Origin of the sequence: Breznakia pachnodae (genome assembly GCF_030814225.1) — a bacterium.
GTDB lineage: Bacteria > Bacillota_I > Bacilli_A > Erysipelotrichales > Erysipelotrichaceae > Breznakia > Breznakia pachnodae.
Genome location: NZ_JAUSUR010000017.1, coordinates 1 through 2,192, shown reverse-complemented (window position 1 = coordinate 2,192; position 2,192 = coordinate 1). Strand labels below are relative to the sequence as shown.

Sequence of the window (2,192 nt, the reverse complement as noted above, 5' to 3'; positions counted from 1 at the left end):
TTTATGTATAACAAATACAGTGGATTTATAGAATCATTTTAAACTTTACTTTCCATATGTCTTATCTTTCGCCCAAGAAGTAACAACCGCCCTCCTTTCTCCAATTAAAGTCCTTTTACAAACAAGAAATGACCTATTATTTATCTTTCTTGTATATTGGCAGAATAAATTAATACTATTATTTTTTTGAATTATTTCAAACAACCAAGAAAATGATTTCTAAGAAATCATATTAAATACAAAGATTTAATACCTGGCACCTTTCTTGCGGCCCTGCAAGATTATTCTCTTCTTTATCTTTCCAGATGAAAGGTGGTACGATAAAGACTTCAAATCAACCCTGCTCCATTTACACACAATGAAATTCCATCTACAATACCGACCAGACATCTTCTATTAGTGACTGCATTAATATTGCAGTTCCATTTTGTGCTTACTTATTTATTAACATTTATTTCTTTTTGTCCTAATTATTTTATAGAACTTTCCTAATTAATAAAAAGGGGATGCGGACAAATTTTTGGACTCAACTTGCAAGCCCTAAAGAGGTTCGATACTCCATTGGACTCAAACCACCAAGAGATAGTTTTATACGCTTCTTGTTATACCAATGTATATATTGGTTAAGTTCTTCAATAAATTTTTCTGTCGTAAAATTAAGCCATGACTTTCCATGAAACATCTCATTTTTTAATCTTCCAAAGAACCCTTCACAGGCTGCATTATCAGGAGAGCACCCTTTTTTAGACATAGACCTTATGATTCCTGCCTCACGTGTCTTTTCTATCCATTGTGGCCATCGATAATGACCTCCTCTATCGGAATGAAGGATTGGTGTTTCCTTTTCCACCAGTGTACTAATAGCTGCCTCTAGCATCGTATTTACCAATTCTGCGCTTGGACTATTTCCAATACTCCAAGAAACCACAAGACCGTCAAAGCAATCAATAATAGGCGATAAATAAACTTTGCCTGCTGGAATGTGAAACTCTGTGAGATTGGTAAGCCACTTTCTATTTGGAGCAGTGGCAGTAAAATTTCTATTGATTATATTATTTACTGCTGGACTGATTTCTCCCATATAAGAACTATATTTTTTTCTACTCCTAGTTTTTATCACAAGTCCTTCTTCTTTCATTATCCGTCGTATCACTTTCTCAGATATTATGGTCCTTGTGTTTTTAGTTTTGAATGAATCCGTCGATATCCATAACAGCACTTGTTCTCTTCAAATATCGTTTTTATGAGGGAACGTATGTTCTTATATTTGTCACCTTTATTTATGGCACTCTTTTGATAATAATAACTACTTTTTGAGATACCTAGTAGTGTTAGTAAATCCGTAAGTGGATAAAGTGCTCTCAAAGTATTGATGATAATGGTTATTTCTCGATTCGTAAATAGTTTTTGACTAACCCCTTGGTCTTTCCTTAATAATATTTCTGCCTGTTTTAATATATCGAGTTCAATTTTTTGACGATAAAGCGTTTTTTTCAATTGTTTCAACTCAGTTTCATAAGTTATTATATCTTGATCCGCTTTTTCTTTTCCTATTTCCAAAGGATACTCCTTACCTAGCAGTTCTTTTTTCCATTTATAATAACTTGTTCTACTAATACCTGTAGTAGTTTCCATTTTAACCACTGGTAAAGCTCGAACACATAAGTCTGTAACTGCGTTTATTTTCTGATCTAAAGAATAGTTTATCACAGTCTTGGATACTATATGTGTCTTTCTTTCATTGGGAGCAAACTCATCAATCCATTCTTTCAAATAATGTCGATTAGGAAAACCAAGAGACTTGCAAGTATAACTCATATTTTTCCCATGATTTAAATAATGATTCACAGCTTCAATCTTCTGTTTCTTAGAGTATTTGTATTGCCTGTGATATTTTTTCTTTAGAGTACCTGTAAGCTCATATTCTTTTACCCATTTCGCTAATGTATGTCTATTATGGGGATAATTTAATTTTCGGATGACTGCAGTTAATTTATTTCCATATTGATAATATAGATTGATTGCTTTCATTTTTTGCTTGTATGAATACATTGAAATTCTCCTTCACTTAGTCCAGGATTTCGTCCGCACCCCCTTTTTTTCTGATGTATTTCAAATTAATGTATCATGCTTATATCAAGGTGCAAATCTTGTTTATAGTGAAATTGATAGAAGTATAATTGAAGATAATG

At 32.6% G+C, this 2,192-nt stretch carries 2 protein-coding genes; both read right to left on the bottom strand.

Going from position 1 to position 2,192, the window contains the following annotated elements:
* Positions 1–526 precede the first annotated feature (526 nt).
* Entirely contained in the window at positions 527–1,120 is a 594-nt protein-coding gene (locus J2S15_RS20250; protein WP_442319980.1) for an IS3 family transposase, read from the bottom strand.
* Positions 1,121–1,164: 44 nt separating this feature from the next.
* A complete protein-coding gene (locus J2S15_RS20245; protein ID WP_307412297.1) occupies positions 1,165–2,052 on the bottom strand; it encodes a transposase in 888 nt (295 codons plus the stop codon).
* Positions 2,053–2,192: the final 140 nt, after the last annotated feature.